At 59.7% G+C, this 15,038-nt stretch carries 14 protein-coding genes; 7 read left to right on the forward strand and 7 right to left on the reverse strand.

Features of this window, described 5'->3' with window-relative positions:
* Positions 1 to 630 precede the first annotated feature (630 nt).
* From Q7J44_RS17410 to Q7J44_RS23325, 4 genes are all read left to right on the forward strand, one after another.
* On the forward strand, positions 631 to 1,350 hold the full coding sequence (locus Q7J44_RS17410; RefSeq protein ID WP_304882081.1) for a ParA family protein: 720 nt from the start codon (positions 631 to 633) through the stop codon (positions 1,348 to 1,350).
* Positions 1,351 to 1,360: 10 nt separating this feature from the next.
* Entirely contained in the window at positions 1,361 to 2,008 is a 648-nt protein-coding gene (locus tag Q7J44_RS17415; protein WP_304882083.1) for a hypothetical protein, read from the forward strand.
* 158 nt (positions 2,009 to 2,166) lie between these two features.
* A complete protein-coding gene (locus Q7J44_RS17420) occupies positions 2,167 to 2,337 on the forward strand; it encodes a hypothetical protein (RefSeq protein WP_304882085.1) in 171 nt (56 codons plus the stop codon).
* Between the two features lie 298 nt (positions 2,338 to 2,635).
* Entirely contained in the window at positions 2,636 to 2,896 is a 261-nt protein-coding gene (locus Q7J44_RS23325) for a WGR domain-containing protein (RefSeq protein WP_370693032.1), read from the forward strand.
* A 7-nt stretch (positions 2,897 to 2,903) separates the two neighbouring features.
* Here the strand turns inward: Q7J44_RS23325 and Q7J44_RS17425 are convergent, their stop codons facing one another.
* The gene (locus Q7J44_RS17425) at positions 2,904 to 3,263 is read right to left on the reverse strand and encodes a polymer-forming cytoskeletal protein (RefSeq protein WP_304882087.1); all 360 of its coding nucleotides are present in this window, start codon (positions 3,261 to 3,263) and stop codon (positions 2,904 to 2,906) included.
* 187 nt (positions 3,264 to 3,450) lie between these two features.
* Here Q7J44_RS17425 and Q7J44_RS17430 point away from each other — a divergent pair, with 187 nt between their 5' ends.
* Both Q7J44_RS17430 and Q7J44_RS17435 read left to right on the forward strand, forming a co-directional pair.
* The gene (locus Q7J44_RS17430; RefSeq protein ID WP_304882089.1) at positions 3,451 to 3,708 is read left to right on the forward strand and encodes a type II toxin-antitoxin system ParD family antitoxin; all 258 of its coding nucleotides are present in this window, start codon (positions 3,451 to 3,453) and stop codon (positions 3,706 to 3,708) included.
* Positions 3,705 to 4,004, forward strand: coding sequence for a type II toxin-antitoxin system RelE/ParE family toxin (locus Q7J44_RS17435; RefSeq protein ID WP_304882091.1), 300 nt, complete (start codon positions 3,705 to 3,707; stop codon positions 4,002 to 4,004). Before Q7J44_RS17430 ends, Q7J44_RS17435 begins: the two co-directional genes overlap by 4 nt.
* A gap of 108 nt (positions 4,005 to 4,112) precedes the next feature.
* Here Q7J44_RS17435 and Q7J44_RS17440 read toward each other — a convergent pair whose 3' ends face one another.
* The 6 genes from Q7J44_RS17440 to Q7J44_RS17465 form a co-directional block, all read right to left on the reverse strand.
* Entirely contained in the window at positions 4,113 to 6,212 is a 2,100-nt protein-coding gene (locus tag Q7J44_RS17440; protein WP_304882092.1) for a hypothetical protein, read from the reverse strand.
* Positions 6,213 to 6,473: 261 nt separating this feature from the next.
* Positions 6,474 to 7,631, reverse strand: a complete 1,158-nt coding sequence (locus Q7J44_RS17445; RefSeq protein ID WP_304882094.1) for a hypothetical protein — start codon at positions 7,629 to 7,631, stop codon at positions 6,474 to 6,476.
* A gap of 79 nt (positions 7,632 to 7,710) precedes the next feature.
* Positions 7,711 to 8,637 (reverse strand): DUF2493 domain-containing protein, encoded by a 927-nt coding sequence (locus Q7J44_RS17450; protein WP_304882103.1) that lies wholly within the window; start codon positions 8,635 to 8,637, stop codon positions 7,711 to 7,713.
* A 287-nt stretch (positions 8,638 to 8,924) separates the two neighbouring features.
* A complete protein-coding gene (locus Q7J44_RS17455) occupies positions 8,925 to 9,989 on the reverse strand; it encodes a toprim domain-containing protein (RefSeq protein WP_304882096.1) in 1,065 nt (354 codons plus the stop codon).
* Positions 9,989 to 14,302 carry a strawberry notch-like NTP hydrolase domain-containing protein gene (locus tag Q7J44_RS17460; protein ID WP_304882097.1) on the reverse strand — a complete coding sequence of 1,438 codons (4,314 nt, stop codon included), beginning with the start codon at positions 14,300 to 14,302 and terminating at the stop codon, positions 9,989 to 9,991. The genes Q7J44_RS17455 and Q7J44_RS17460 overlap by 1 nt, the downstream gene beginning before the upstream one ends.
* Before the next feature lie 227 nt (positions 14,303 to 14,529).
* Entirely contained in the window at positions 14,530 to 14,676 is a 147-nt protein-coding gene (locus Q7J44_RS17465; RefSeq protein WP_304882099.1) for a hypothetical protein, read from the reverse strand.
* 71 nt (positions 14,677 to 14,747) lie between these two features.
* Here Q7J44_RS17465 and Q7J44_RS17470 point away from each other — a divergent pair, with 71 nt between their 5' ends.
* Positions 14,748 to 14,924 carry a hypothetical protein gene (locus tag Q7J44_RS17470; protein WP_304882101.1) on the forward strand — a complete coding sequence of 59 codons (177 nt, stop codon included), beginning with the start codon at positions 14,748 to 14,750 and terminating at the stop codon, positions 14,922 to 14,924.
* Positions 14,925 to 15,038: the final 114 nt, after the last annotated feature.

Raw genomic sequence — 15,038 nt, forward strand, 5'->3', positions numbered from 1 at the left:
GACGCCTTTCGCCCGTTCCCGAACGATCTGACGGCGCTCCTGATCGGTCAGTCTGCGACTGCTGCCCATGTGAAGTATACGTTCCTATTTCTTGCCAACTTCGTACAAGCCCGCCTTCTCCCAGCACAAGCGGAGAAGGCACCAAGGGCTTGTACTCAATGTAGAAAATCGGAATCGCAGGCCGATTTGACGTCCTTTGGCAATTGCAGCGCGCATCGCGCTCCATGCAACGCGTTCCGCGTTCTCTGCACCGCGCATCGCGTCCTTTGGACTGCGTTTTGCGCGCCCCGCAGCATGTCGTCTGGCAAGCGTCAAATGGTAGATGCTGCCCGCATCCCGTCTGGCGCCGGATGGCTCACGTCCCGCGCGGGATGCATTTTGTTTCGTGCATCCCGAACTATGGCCGATGTCGAGTGTCGCACGGCATCTGCTGGCTGCATCGCGCGGACTGGAGGACGCCCTCTGTCGCACGTACGGTGCTTTCCGCCAGATGTGCGAAGCACCGTGCGCCCCGCATCCCGCCTCGGGGACCACGCATCCCGCCTTCTGCTTGACGCCGTCGCACGCGGAGGTTAGCGACGATCTTACATCTTTGCTGCATATAACCACTTTTGCGAGAGGACCGTCCCCATGCCGAACGACAATCTCGTGGTGATCGCCGCGATGGCCCGGAAAGGGGGGAGCGGCAAGACCACGCTCTCGCGCGCCCTGATCAGCGCTGCTGTTGCCGCTGGCCGTCGCGTCCTTCTGATCGATACCGACAGCACGGGTGTGCTCGGCACCTGGCACAAGCGGGCTGAAGCCGCGGGTCTAGGATCACCTCTCCTGCGCTCTGCGACCGTCGAGAGCGTGGGCGCTGTGGATCGCCGGATCGAGCAAGTCTATGCGGCGGACTCAGCGGATTTCATCTTCATCGATACGGCGGGTGTCGGGGCCGAGTGGTCAGACGGGATCGCCGTTCTGGCCGATCACATCGTGACGCCTGTCATGCTCTCGACTTCGGATCTCGATGTCGGCGCGCAGACGGCCGACTGGTTCGAAAAGCTCCGGGCTCGCGTCGATGACCCAGAAAGCTTGCCGCGCCACCACGTCGTGTTGAACATGGTAGATCCCAAGACGACGCGCGCAGATGCTGCCCTCATCGAGGCGGCGATCGCGCGGTTTCCGGTGGTCGAGACCGTGATGATGCGCCGCAACGCCTACAAGGAGATGGACGAGAAGGGCCTCCTTCACGCCGTGGCGCTGCAGAAGCAAGCCGATCCCAACCCGCTCATGCGCCCGCACGTGCGCCATGTGGTCGAGGCGCTGGAAGAGGCGACCGACATCCTCAACAACATCCTGGCCGCGTGAGGGCAGGGCGGTGAGGAAGAAGATCCCGACGATCACACGGCCCGACCCGGCTTATGCCGCATCCCTGCGTCCAGAGGTGGAAGAAGAACCGGGACGGGAGGAGGTACAGCGGGCCAAGGTAACGCCACAGCCTGGGAGCGCGCAGCCAGTAGTCGTGGACGATCACGTTGCCGCGCCGGGAAGCACGTCGCCGGCGACCACACCACGGCCCGGCCAGAAGACGGCCGGCAGCGCTGCGCCCCCCGCAATGGCATCGTCCCCCAGAACGCGACGCATTCCGGCGACACGCAAGATCGACATCCGGGTGAATGCACTGGAACGGCAGGAGGAAGCCCTGATCAATTGCGGCGTCGATCCTGCTCATGTCATCCGCGCAGCCCTGCGCCGCGCGGTGAAGAACTGGGAACTCGGGCCCGACTTCGTCCCCCCATCGGAAGAGCAGCGGACGAAGATCACCGAATGGCGCGCACGCACCTCGCTGGCTGTCCACGCTGGTGCTATGAACGCCCTCCTGCGCGCCCACGATCCCCTCGACGTCCTAAGCAAGTGGACCTTGATCCGCGGCCAGTTGGAGCCCCGCGTCTGGGCCGAAATCGACGCCATCCTTACCGAGATCGCCGAACGTGCTGCGCGGCCGCATGGAGGCGAAGTCTCGTAACTTACCTACCTAAAAGGATATCTTGAACTTCTTCGATCACATTTCGCGCGGTTTTGCGTCTTCATCTTGCAGTTGCAGAAACCAATCTTTAACACCCACGATCAGAATGAGCGGCCTCCTTTTTCCCTGGTGCAGAGGTCCGAGTAGAGGAGCGTAGCATGACCCCACAACCCAGACTTACTGGCAAACCCATCATGCGGATCCTCTGCCAGAAGACCAACACGCTCGTGGGGTACCTCTACCAATGGAACAATGGTGACGTGCAACCGGCCTGGCTGAACGAGGCCCTGGCCGAGGTAAGGTATGAACCCATGGTTGACGCCGCATGATTAATCCTACAGCCGACCTTGGCGGGCGGACCCAAGACAGCAAGCCCGTGAACTGGCCCTTGGCTTGGCACCGTGAGCTATAGACGCAAGTTCTATAGCTCACGCCGGCTCAGAGGCCAAAGCGTCGCATGCCGTTGCTTGGGGAGAGCGAACCCTCGGAGCATACCACCTGTGTCAAGATTGTCGAAGTCGCGCCGGACGATCCATCGTCGGCCTGAATCGGATCGACCAAACCGATTCAGAAACACGATTGGACTTTCCGAGTGGCAGGGCGGATTCTGTGCTGGGGAGGACCGCAATGGTTCTAGCACATCTGCACCGCATCGACGCTGACGCCAACATGTCCCGGTTCTACTGCATCGATCTTGCCGCGACTCTCTTCGGCGAGGTCACGGTGCTGCGCCGATGGGGCCGGATCGGGACTTGTGGTCGAACAAGCCTCGAGACTTGGCCGAGCGCGGGCGAGGCCGAAGCGTCAGCAAATCGAACCCTTCGGCAGAAGTCACGTCGTGGCTACAGTCTGGCTGAACCATCCCGCAATCGAGGCAACGGCGCCTGAAACCTCGTCACAGCCTTCGCTGCAGCCGGCCTTCCAGTTCTGCGCCGGCTTCGATCACAATCCGCTCGTGCAGGACATCAGCATGAACCACCGCGCTCGGTGACAGATGTATATGACGTGCCGAGACAGATCCCGAAACAAACCCCAGAACGGACAGGTCGTGGGCACTGACAGTGCCTTCGATCCGGCCAGTGGCAGCAACCAAAACCTCGGGCGCGCTGGCAGATCCGACAATCTTGCCATGGACGTCGACTGGGCCATCAGAAGTGACGTCACCATCGATCACCAGATCAGCGGCAAGGAGACTGCGTCGGGCAGTCGCGTGGGCGGCTTCCGGCCAGTTCGGGATCTTGTCATTCAGGGCCATGTGCGCACCTTCTGTCCTTTGTCCGACAGACCGGACTGGAACAGAGACGAAACGGGACGGCAACCGTATGACCGCAGATCGGCGAAGAAGCGCAGTTTACCTGGCGTCGATATCCTGACCGGCAGTACACAAGTCTTGATAACTGTTATCAAGCGGTCTACCTTATCGAATACAGATCGGAGGGCCCATGATCAGCGCTGACCTCGGACCGCAGCTCGAAAGTTTCGTCGCGAGGCTCGTAGAGACCGGTCGCTACAACTCGAAAAGTGAAGTGCTCCGGGAAGGCATCCGCCTGATCCAGGAACGTGAAGCACGGCTCTCAGTGCTCGACCTAGCCTTGGCGCGCGGTCTCGATGATGCCGAGAAAGGACGGGTCAAACCGATATCCGATGTGGTTTCGCGGCTTGAGGCCAAATACCAGAGCATGAGTCGCGCATCGGAATGAAGGTCGACATCACCAGCGCGGCCGAGGCCGATCTGGAAGCGATCGCCGACTACATCGCCCGCGACAATCCGGTGCGCGCCTTGAGTTTCGTGCGCGAACTCTACGAGCGGTGCCTCGACATTGCCGACATGCCGGAAGCCTGGCCGATCGTGCCGCGCTATGTGCATCATGGCATCCGTCGCCGAGTTCATGGCCGCTACCTGATCTTCTACCGCGTCAGCAAAGACCGGATCACCATCCTTCACGTGCTGAACGGGGCGATGGACGTTGAGGCGCTCCTGTTCCCGGAGGGCTGAGGATCAGCCCCAAGCAGGGCGAAATTTCTACTTTGCGGGGTTCCGCGATTTGTGTCGCATAATTTTGATTATGTAATCTCTCAAGAAAGGTAAGCGGCCCGGCCAGCGCTACTGAACAGGGTCTACGACAGGCAACCAGAAGAACCCCCCTGATCCCCATTTCGCAGTATCATACAGACCACCAAAACGAACTCGCAGTTCACGACCAAAAGCGAGCGACGCTTCCAAACCTAGACGTCGGTGGCTGGCAATCGTGTCAACCGGATCGAAAACTCTACTGATCAAATCCTCAAATCCAGTGCTAACTCTCACCGCAAGCGTCAACTCGTATGGTCTTAAGGAACGCCAAATCGCAGCGCGCAAGCGCGCTTCATTGAACTTATCATCGCTTACGACCGTTGCGGCATCAACCGTGGCACGCCCGACGTTCGCGCGAACCGTTCTGTTCCGCCAATTCTGAATTGCATTCGCAACAACAAAGCATAAATCCGCCTCCGACAAAAGTGAACTCTCAACCAGCGTCATTAAGGCTCTAGATTTCTCGAGCCCCTCAATATCATCAAGTTCTCCCCTCTGTTGCTCCTTTCCGATCATCGCATCGATGAATAGAGATCCACCGTAGAACGGAAGTCGGCTGTCTGTCGAAGAATCAAAAAAGACTTCACTTCCAACTAGGCCATTCACAAGTGCAACCTGAAGAAGATCCCTTCTCGCTTCAAAGAGATCCCGAGAGACTCCATCTATATCTGTCCTGCCGAGTGCAGCATCCAGCGTGTCGTGCTCACGACACCATGCGCATTCCTTCCTGCCAAAGTTCGGCAGAGCTACCTTCTCCACCACCGTCAGTTCACCCGTACCTGAATACCGCGCACCAAGCACAGCGTAATTCTTCATCACGACCGGATCTGACGGCCGCAGAAGGCCAATCATTACATGAATATTTGGCATTGCATCAAGCGACGTTTCACGGAGATGCCGCTTCAAATCGCCAATTGTCTGACCCGTTAACACCGCAGGTAACAGAAAGATCGACCTAGCTCCCTTTAGGTTAAGCGCCTGCAGGCAATCCTTGCGGCCGGAGATCTCACGCCAGTCAGGAACCGTGTACACAGCGGATCCTTCCAAAAGTCCAGGAGCGACCTTGCGCAAACTCTCTTGCATAGTCAAACTGGCAGCAGATCCATCGACAAACACATTGCGGAATGGAGCGACGTCCTGAACTCTGTTCGCCAAACTCTTCAGATAGGCTGGGTCCGCGAATAACCTGTCAAGGTCGACATGGTATGCATGGTGCCGACGAATACCATGCCTAGTATCGGAAGTTGTGGAGCCATCGCGATGGAGAGCGAAGAGTTCCCTACCGCAATATCGAGCCCAAAAGTCCGCATCCTCCTTAATGTCCTGAACGACAAAGGGTAGAATTTTTGCTACTCGATAGTCTGGAAAGTAACTGGTTGAACTTACCGAAATAACCTCAACCTCTTTTGATGCTTCAGCATTTTTTCCACGGAGACCACGGCTCTCCAGAAGTTTGTCCATCGAGCAAAGGACGAGCTCTGAGTATTCGCAAGTATTCAGAATGGAGTAGATGGCAATGAGCACCGCGGAATCTCGGGCGTCATATTCCGCTAACTGCTCGACAATTGCCCGCTCTAGGCCTCCAGACGAGTAGAAACTCGACAAGAAGAGCGCCTTTCCACCAAGCTTTTGGGCGGCATGAACCGCGTCGAAAATTTGCCTCTCTTTGAGCGGGCTCGTTGGAATATAGCTTGGAGAGTAGGACCAGGAAATTCGAGGCACACTTCCGCTGGTCGATCCCTCGTAGATCATCAAGTAGTCTGCGACCACAGCGGCCGAAGTCGAAATGCTCCACGTATCGCACATGATGTGTTTCACACCGCGAAGGTGCTCGATCATCCAAAAGAAGATAGCGGAGAAGAAGCCAGATCGCGACTGCAGGTTCCCTATCCTAACAAAGTAATCCGACAGGTGACCAGAGGGTAGCTCGAATAGCGCAGCACCCGCATGCTCAAAAAGAACATCCGGGCTTGAAAGAAGATCAAGGAACTCCGCTTGCCGGATTGCGGAAAGCGCATCCTTCGACTGCGCGCAATCTCCTATTGTGCGTTGCCAAACATCGTTGCCCTCAGGAATGGATACACTATCAATCATTGGCTCAAAGTCGCTTGTCCAGATTACAAGCTGCACATTTGACTCAATCGCCGGTGACGCGGCTCGTAGCCCATCTATCATAGCATGCAGACTAATTGGGTACTTTGACCAGTTAACAGCCACCGGGAGACGATACACGAAAATGGTTTCGTCGTTCTCTCGGCCGGTCCTGACAAGTCCTCTACTTCGCTGCGCTGCCTCCATTGTCTTTAGCTTGCTGAAAACGCTCAGCTGCGCGTCCTCTTGGTCACGCTCGAACTGGTCCAACTGAATGTCGATGACTCTATATTGCAATCGCTAGATCTCTAGAATGACTGAGAATGCGGTTCCACGTGAAAGTCGCGACTTTTGCTCCGTCTGTTCGATGTTACTGACGCTATCGTCGAAGTATATACCTCCAGGCGTCTCGACAACTATTCTAGCGGAAACTTCGCGCGCAAGTTCTCGAACATCATTGAGCCCCTGACCAGCACCTGGAACTTCACGCCCAGCCATTCGGTCATCAATAATGCGCTTCACGTTCAATGTGTCTGGAAGATTTGCGCGTTTCGGACTAAAATGGCGTACGTGCCGCTCAATGCCAGGTCCGGTGTCGCAGTAGGAGAATATAAGAACTCTTCTTCTCTGCCCAATGAGTCGCTGGTAAAGGTCCGCCGCCACGCTGCTAAGCGTTGGGTAGAACGATTGGAGCTCCAAGTTAAACTTAGCTTGACTCACCTTGTGCGGATCGAGGAGCGTAACGTCAAGAAACGTTAGTACGCCAAACAGATAGTCTTCACCTTCAGTTGAGAAATGCTCTCGACTGAACCGGTTATAGTTCCTGTTGAACGTTGCGTCTGCGTTGGCGTGAGATAGAGCATTCTGCAGAAGTTGCAGATGCATAAATTCTACAAAGCTCTTCCTTAGCATTGCGCTTGCATCAAGCGATGCCGGAGATACTTCGATTGAGTGTTTCTTCCATACTTTGTCAACTATCCTGGATATTCTCGGGAGAAACGCTTCTTTCCCGCAAGAGTCAAATATGTCCCTCTGAAACGTGTTGTCTTCAATTGAAGATCTTAGTCTTTGGACATGTAAGTCAAGTCGAAATGTTAGTGTGTCTTCGCGCGTAGCATCACTGTCCTGATCCCCTAGGAATCCCTCGACGTTTGCCGCAGTCTTGAACTTGGCATATTCGGCGCTTAGACGCGGATCGCCTCTTAGACTGCCCAACCAGGACAAATGTCCAGATAAGAGCTCATACTCTGCACGGGCTTGCTGAGATTTAGAGCTCGCTGCGCGGTTAGTGTATTTTTGGAAGAGTCCGCTTACGATCTCGAGTGTCGCTTTGGGACGATCCAGATGGTGAACCGCGGCATTGAGACGATGGACTTTCCGCCCCAGATGAGAATTTTCTGGAACGAGGCCATCATATATCTCGGATATCGTTCTTTCTGCCAAGCTGGCTTCCTCCATGGGCAAGAACTTACTCTGTCTTCATTTCCTGGCAAGGGACCATGGAAGTTTTGGTGCCAGCATTCGTGGAGGGCAGCGCTTACGCGCTGCCCATTGCCATGCGGTAGACCGGGATGCCCATCTTGCGGGCTTTGTCGGCCAAGTTGTCCTGGATGCCAGTGCCGGGGAAGACCACGACACCGATCGGCATGCAGTCCAGCATCTGGTCGTTGCGCTTGAAGGGTGCGGCTTTGGCGTGTTTGGTCCAGTCCGGTTTGAAGGCGACCTGTGGAACTTTGCGGTTGGAGGCCCATGTGGCAGCGATGCGCTCGGCACCCTTGGGTGAGCCACCGTGCAACAGCACCATGTCGGGGTGCTTGGTGTGGATCTGATCTAGACGATCCCAGATCAGCCGATGATCGGTGGTGTCCCCGCCCGAGAAGGCAACTTTCGGTCCCGGAGGCACCAAGCTCTCGGTCTCTGCGCGTTTCTTGGCGGCGATGAAGTCGCGGCTGTCGATCATCGCGGCGGTCAGGTGGCGATGGCTGGTGCGCGAGCCCGAACGCGGTGACCAATGGGTCCCGGTGGCCTTGAGGAAGAGGTCGGCAGCGGTTTCGCGGAAGAGTTCCATGCTCTCACGCCGGTCGATCAGGCCCTGCCCGATGTCGATCAGGATTTCAAGCTGGACGGATTTCACCTCAGAGCCATCCTGTTCGCGCTGAAGGCGTTTCTGCGCTTGCTCGTTGTCGTCGAGTTTCGTCTCGATCCGTTCGGCGGCGCGGTGGAAGGTATTGACGGTCGACCACAGGATCTCGTCGAGGTCGAAATCGAGGCTGGTGTCGGCCATGGTGGAGACCAGCGCGTCGAAGATGTCGGCGACGGCGGTCTGGATGACCTGGTCTTCGGGCGTGATCCGGGGATCGGCCTCGCCCGCCGCGGGACGGTAGCCATAAAGCGCCAGGTCCTGGATCATGTGATCGGTCGGCGAGGAGGTGTGATCGGGTTCGAATTCGTCATGGGCGTACATGGGATGCTCCATCGTCTGGACCGCGACCGTCGCGGCCTTCATGGCGACGAAAAGCCGACAAGCGGTCCGGTCTGGCAGACCGAGCCTTTTGCGAGGGCCTTGATGGCCAAGCCCGACTATTTTGCCTCGCGATGCAAAGGCGGCTCTGCCGCCGGCGGAAAATAGTCGGGCGCCGCCATTGCCTGACCGGACCGCTTGTGGGCCGCTCGCCCTCTAGAAGGCCGAGGCGCGGTCCCGCTGATGGAACTGCAGCCTCGTATACCCGTGATGAGATCGGACCTCTGGGATCACCCGCTTCGACGGGTCAAATGATCTTGCGCCAGAAAACGGCTGACGTCCTCGGGCGCGAGTTGCGCCCGGATATGCGCCCGAAGTGCATCCAGACCGCGGACGGTGAGATCGTCGTTGAAATCTCCCAACATAGGCGAAAGCGTGATGGCCTCGATCCCGACCTCGTGCGCCCGGGCGACCAGGCTGCCCCTTGCACCGTCCCCCGCCGGATCGTTGTCGCGGACGATATAGAGCCTGCGCAGATTTGCCGGAAACAGGAGGGCTGCTAGGTGTCCGGCCGAGAGCGCTGCAACCATCGGCATTTTGGGCAGGGCCTGACGGAGGGAGAGCACGGTCTCGATGCCCTCCCCCGCTGCCATGACCTCTTTGGCCAGCCCGAACCGGACCGCGTGGCCGAGCAAATCCCCCATCGCCTTCCGCTGCGTGTCGACAGGTGCCTTTGAGCCGCCATCGCGCGCAAGCCATGTGCGGTGCACACCGGTGACCTTGCCTTCGCGGTCAGTGACGGCAGCGATCATCGCGGGCCAGGTCTCGGTCTGATCCTCGCCCTGCCCCCGGTAGTAGCAGTTCGGGTGGAACTTCAGGGCGCCGGTGTCGCGGAGATCGGTGATGCCACGGAACCGCAAATATGTTGCTGCCAGCGAGCCTTTGAGCGGGCCGGACATGCTAAGGAGCCGCCGTGCCGCTTCCGACGATCCAGAGGGTGCGGGGGCGAGCTTCGGCGTCGGGGTGTTTGGGATCGGTTCCAGTTGCGGCAGGCTGAGGAAGCGCCGGGCTTCCTCAAGGACGTCGGCGAAATCGCTGAGCCCAAGGCTTTCGCGGATGACGTCGAGGAGATCACCATGGCTGCCCTCTGATGGATCCTGCCATTTGCCAGCAGCGCCCTTGCCCGAAGCAGGGCCCGTGAGGCGTACGAACATCGAGCGCCCTGCGGTGTTGCGGACATCGCCGACCTGCCAATAGTTGCCCTGTCTGCGTCCGTTGGAAAGATAGGTCTGGCAGACCGCCTCGGCCTGTTGACCAAGGCGCTGCGCCAAATCTGCGGCATCAATACGGGACATCAGGCAACCTCACGCTCAGAAATGCGGGAGATAGGCCAGAGGTTGAGGAGCTTGGCAAGCACTCCCGCGCCATCAGGTCCGACTGGCACGAAGAAGCGCAGTTTCCACGAGATGATCTCGCTGAAGAGCCCATAAGCCCGGAGCCGTTCGCGCATGCCTTCGGTGAAGCCGGTCAACTCGATCCGGTTCACCCCCATGACGCGGGACCGGCGCAGTTGCAGACTTTCGGTCAGGTCGAGGATCGTCTTGCCTTCAATCAGCGCGGCGTAGGCCTGATCAGGGGAAAGGTTTGGTACCCCTGCCCCAGTGGCCGTCGCGGCCCAGGCGGGCGAGACCCTGCGGCCGATAATCCGCTCGCCATCATCGGTCTGAAGGCGATAGACGCGGGTTTCGTCCTGCGGCAGGCGCTTCCAGACCGGCAGGAGAAGACCGGAGACGACATGCAGTGTGCTGTCGGTGAACTCCGGCACTTCAACCACTTCGGCATTCCAGGCGGCGACAAAGGTGGGGCGGTCTGTCTCGACCCATTGCGTGCCGCCCATCAGGCGGACGGCGATGTTCTGACTTTCCGTGGGGCGGATCAGCCGAACCCGCCGTTCGATCTCGCCATCATCCAGCATCAAGCTGGTGGTTGGCACCTGCACTGCCGCCCTGCCCGACCGGGTGTTGATCATCAGGACGGCACGCGGGTCGTCAAGTTCGGCGAGCGCTTCGTCCAGCAGGCGGGGTCGGTTGCGGCGGCGTTCCGTGATGGAGAGAAGTCGGGTTTCCGCGCCGGTGGTCGGGTGGGTGTAGATCACTTGTCGGTCGGTGACGCGGAAGCTCTTTGCGCGCAGGGTCTCCAAGCCGAGGTCATATGTGCCCGATGCCATTGCCCCGTCGATCCGCGCTTCGAGGAGCTGTTCGAAGGCCGCGAAGAGGATGCCCTGCATCTCGATGGTCAAGGCCAGGAGCCTGTTCAGGAAGGTGGTGATCGGTGGCAGATCATCCTTGATGCCATTAGTGTCCATCAGCTTGAGGCCCGCGGCCGCCTCGAAGCGTTGCAATGAGCAGCCTTCGATCTTGCCGCGCACGAGCAGAAGGTAAAGCTGACGCAGCGCATCCCGGGCATAGAGGCTTTCGAGATTGTCTTCAGGGCGGAAGAGCCCCTGCCCTCCCGTCTGGCGCTGCCCGCGGGTGATGGCGCCCAGCGTGTCGAGGCGGCGGGCGATGGTGCTGAGAAAACGCTTCTCAGCTTTCACATCAGTCGAGATCGGTCGGAACAAAGGTGGCTGCGCCTGATTGGTCCGGTTGGTGCGGCCTAGGCCTTGGATCGCCGCATCGGCTTTCCAGCCGGGTTCCAGCAGGTAGTGAACCCTGAGCCGCTGGTTCTTTGCCGAAAGCTCGGCGTGATAGCTGCGCCCGGTGCCCCCGGCATCGGAGAAGATCAGGACGCGCTTCTGGTCATCCATGAAAGCCGAGGTCTCGGCAAGGTTGGCCGAAGGCGCGCGAGTCTCGACCGCAAGCCGTGCCGCCAAGCCCTCGCCCTTGCGAATGATGCGGCGCGCCCGGCCTGTCACTTCCGCCACCATCTCTGTCCCGAAATGCTGGATCACCTGATCGAGCGCGCCCGGGACGGGAGGAAGCGAGCCAAGGTTCTCCAGCATCTCGTCGCGCCGTGCCACGGCCTCGCGGCATTCGACCGGCTGGCCATCGCGGAAGACCGGGCGCGACAACAGGTTGCCCTCGCCATCGGTGAAGGGCTCATAGAGTTGCACTGGGAAGGAATGCTGAAGGTACGAACCGACGTATTCCCTCGGAGTGACGTCCACCGTTAGGTCATTCCATTCGTCGGTCGGGATTTCGGCGAGGCGCCGTTCCATCAGCGCCTCGCCGGTCGAAACGATTTGGATCACGGCGGCATGGCCCGCCGCGAGATCGGTCGTGACTAACCGGATCAGCGTCGGGGTTTTCATCGAGGTCAGCAGATGGCCGAAAAAACGCTGCTTCGTCGATTCAAAGGCCGAACGAGCAGCGGATTTGGCCTGACGGTTCAGCGTTCCATTCGACCCGGTAATGTTCGCCGCCTCCATCGCCGCATCGAGATTGTTGTGGATGACCGCGAAGGCACCCGCGTAAGCATCATAGATGCGGCGCTGCTCGTCGGTCAGCTTGTGCTCGACCAGCTCGTATTCGACGCCGTCGTAGGAGAGGGACCGCGCGGTATAGAGGCCAAGGGCACGGAGATCGCGGGCAAGCACTTCCATGGCCGCGACGCCACCGGCCTCGATCGCCTCGACGAATTCGGCGCGGGTGGCAAACGGGAAATCCTCTCCGCCCCAAAGGCCGAGCCGTTGCGCATAGGCGAGATTGTGAACGGTCGTTGCCCCTGTTGCCGAGACATAGACGATGCGGGCCTCGGGCAGTGCATGTTGCAGGCGTAAGCCCGCCCTGCCCTGCTGCGACGCCTCGACATCTCCACGCTCGCCTTTGCCGCCGCCCGCATTCTGCATGGCGTGACTTTCGTCGAAGATGATGACCCCATCGAAATCGCGGCCCAGCCAATCTACGATCTGGCGGACGCGTGAGATCTTTTCGCCGCGATCATCGGAGCGCAGAGTCGCATAGGTGGTGAAGAGTATGCCCTCCGACAGGGTGATCGGCTTGCCTTGGGCAAAGCGCGACAGCGGAGTGACCAGGAGCCGTTCCTGGCCAAGCGCCGTCCAGTCGCGCTGCGCATCCTCGATCAGCTTGTCCGATTTCGAGATCCAGACCGCCTTGCGACGTCCGCGCAGCCAGTTGTCGAGGATGATTCCGGCGGATTGTCGGCCCTTCCCCGCGCCGGTGCCATCGCCCAGCATAAAACCGCGGCGGAAGCGGACCGAGTGAACTACACTATCGGCTGCAGCGCTGACAGTGTCGAAGGTCGCATCCACGGTCCAGCTCCCGGCAAGATGGTCGGAATGGGCCTCGCCGGCATAGATCACCGTCTCCAACTGGGCGTCCGACAGGCGTTGGCCGATGTCCACAGGCAACATAGGCCGATAGGTCGGCCGCGGCGGCGCTACCGAGGCCATGGCAGCGGATTGCACCAGCTTGGTCGGATGCGGCACGGCGCCGGGAATCCGGATCGATTGGAGGCCGTATTCTTCGTAGATCGCATCTGTGATGCGGACGGCATCGGGCGGCGTCGCATCAATGGTCTCATAGACGAGTTCGACTGTCTTCGGGGATGCAGCCGGCTTGCGGATGGCGGGGGCAGCATTGGCCTGAGCGAGATAGCCGCGGACTGAGCGCGCAGGCGAAGTGGGCGACGGCGGCTTCGGCAATTCGACGGCTGGACGCGGCGGCACATGGTCGGTGATCCAGCCGAGCAGGGTCGCAACGTCAGTTGCCATGCCAGGGGAGGCGGGGAAGCGCGTGGGATCTTCGACCGGGCTCTTGTCGATCACGGTCAGCCGCGTCGGAAACGTCGTGCCATGGCGCGAATAGACCGATCCGTCGATCGCCGCCGAGAACACCACGCGCCCGCTCTCCTGAAGCCGGACGAAGGCATCGCGCCAGATGGGCAGGTCGGGACCGAAGCCCGCGCCGGTGATCGTGACCAGCCGCCCGCCCGGGGCGAGGCGCGCGAGAGCCGAGGCGATATGCCGGAAGGCGGCGTCCTGAACTTTGCCGGTGACATTCGCCATCGCGGAAAACGGTGGGTTCATCAGGACGACAGATGGCGCGACCCAAGCATCGAGATGGTCATGGATCTGCGCCGCATCAAAGCGGGTGACCGAAAGGGCCGGAAAGAGGGAAGAGAGGAGGTCAGCCCGGGTGTCGGCCAACTCGTTGAGGATCAGGCTACCGCCGGAGATTTCGGCGAGGATAGCCAAGAGGCCAGTGCCTGCCGAAGGCTCAAGCACAACATCGTCTGGCTTAATTGCCGCAGCGGTCAGTGCCGCGAGGCCGAGCGGGATCGGCGTTGAGAACTGTTGCAGCGATTGGCTTTCCTCGGACCGGCGCGTGTGGCTGGGTAGAAGGCCCACGATCTTTGAGAGCGCGGCCACTCGCGCCGCGGGCTTATCGGCTTGGCGAAAGATCGACCGGCCGTACTTCCGTAGGAAAAGGACTGTCGCGGCCTCGCAGGCATCATAACCTGCCTTCCAATCCCAAAGGCCGGAGGCATCCGAAGCGCCGAAGGCGGTTTCCATCGCCGTGCGCAATGTCGCACCGTCAATGCGCTGCCCGCGCTCGAGTGAGGGCAGCAAAAGGCCAGCCGCAATCAGGATAGCAGAAGCCGGGGCGACCGGCGCTTGCGCCAGGGTCGCCGGGGAAAGGTCGTTCATCGGGAATTCCTCAAGAGAGCGGGAACGGGTCAGGCCCGATCAGCGCTCTCTCTCACCCGCCGGACCTGACCCTTTTCGGCACCCCTCTCCCTCTTCGCGCCAGGGACAGTCGCCCGAATGGGGGGAGACTGCCTCGGCAGGCTCCAGTCCGAAGGACGAGGGCCCGGTCCGGGCGGTACGCCGGGAGGTGCCAAACCGCCTGACAAGTACTCGTCGGCCCGGGTTCTCTACAAAAGCCGCCCGGACTGATCAAATGCCACAGCCACATGGTCTTCGGGGAGCTTTAATGCTTGCGGCGCCAATCCCGCCAGTTGTAGGCTCTGCCCACCAGAGTAAGGCGAAAGAGCTGCAAAACCAAAGAATTGCTCGTCCATAAGAGCCCTGTTTCTTTGACAAGCCATTGGCCATGCGATGGTCTGTGATAATTGGGCGAAGAAGTGTGCGTATGAATGAGGCCGATACTTGCAGGAAGTTCGTCGTCCCCAAGCTGCAAGCAGCCGGATGGGACAATCGCCCCCATGCCATCAATGAACAGAAGAGTTTTACGGACGGTCGTGTCGTGTTCGTTGGTGGAAAGGCCCGCCGAGGGAAACAAACCCACATTCTCCAAGTAAGTCGCTGATTTCGCTGTCGTAATCGTGATATTTCGCATATAAATCATGGCGTTGACGGCTGCGAGGGGCGCGTTTCATGGATCACCTGGAGGGTGCGGGCTTGGCGCGGGGAGATCGGGTTG

Source organism: Pseudotabrizicola sp. (assembly GCF_030656345.1).
Lineage (GTDB): Bacteria > Pseudomonadota > Alphaproteobacteria > Rhodobacterales > Rhodobacteraceae > Pseudotabrizicola.